This window comes from Bifidobacterium pullorum subsp. saeculare (genome assembly GCF_016899725.1).
GTDB lineage: Bacteria > Actinomycetota > Actinomycetes > Actinomycetales > Bifidobacteriaceae > Bifidobacterium > Bifidobacterium pullorum_C.
This window is the reverse complement of sequence record NZ_JACLYU010000069.1, coordinates 1-708: the sequence shown is the minus strand read 5'-3', so window position 1 is coordinate 708 and position 708 is coordinate 1. Positions and strand designations below refer to the sequence as shown.

Genomic DNA, 708 nt, shown 5'->3' with positions numbered 1-708 from the left:
GCCTTGGTGAAGTTCTCGGCCTTCACCGGGTCGCCGTTGGAGAACTTCCAGTCCTTGAGCTTGATCGTGTACTCCGTCGCGTTCTCGTTCGGGGTCACGGACTCGGCGATCTCGTTGCTGGCCTTGCCGTTGTCGTCGAAGGACACCAGGCGGGCGAACATCATGTCGGCCGGCTTGCCGCCGCCCGTCTCGTTGATGTTGCCCGGGATGAACGTCTTCTGCGGCTCGGACGCATAGGCCGTGATGACATTGCCTCCTTCGGAGGATGCGGACGAGCCGTTCGAACCCGACGACGACCCGCAGCCGGACAGCAGCATGGCGGCCGTTAACATGCCGATAGCATGCGCCCGTGTGGCGCGGCCCCACGCCGCGAACCGTAGCGCCGCAAGGACCCGAGGCGGCCATCGGTCGCGGCCAGGTCTGCGGCACCAGGCATATCGGGTGTGGAATCGGGGGTACGGGCATGCGCGGCCAATGTTACGGGCAGGTTATGGCATGGGGCCGCGCATGGGTTCCCGGAGCCCCGATACGCCGGCAGGTTCTGCCACGTGAACTTGACGTTGCTCACGTTCTTGGAGGCGACGCCGTTGGCGTTGGAGTAGTACAGCGGGATGGCCGGCAGCTCCTTGAGCAGGATCTCCTCGCCCTGCTGGTAGATCTTGTTCGCCGCTTCCTCGTCGCCGGTGGCGGCGGCCTGGTCCATGAGGG

The 708-nt window shown here is 65.5% G+C and carries 2 pseudogenes; both read right to left on the bottom strand.

Going from position 1 to position 708, the window contains the following annotated elements:
- Positions 1-332: pseudogene (locus H7U32_RS09455) on the bottom strand (ABC transporter substrate-binding protein); the annotation flags it as partial.
- Positions 326-708, bottom strand: a pseudogene (locus H7U32_RS09450) (hypothetical protein); the annotation flags it as partial. The pseudogenes H7U32_RS09450 and H7U32_RS09455, both read right to left, overlap by 7 nt.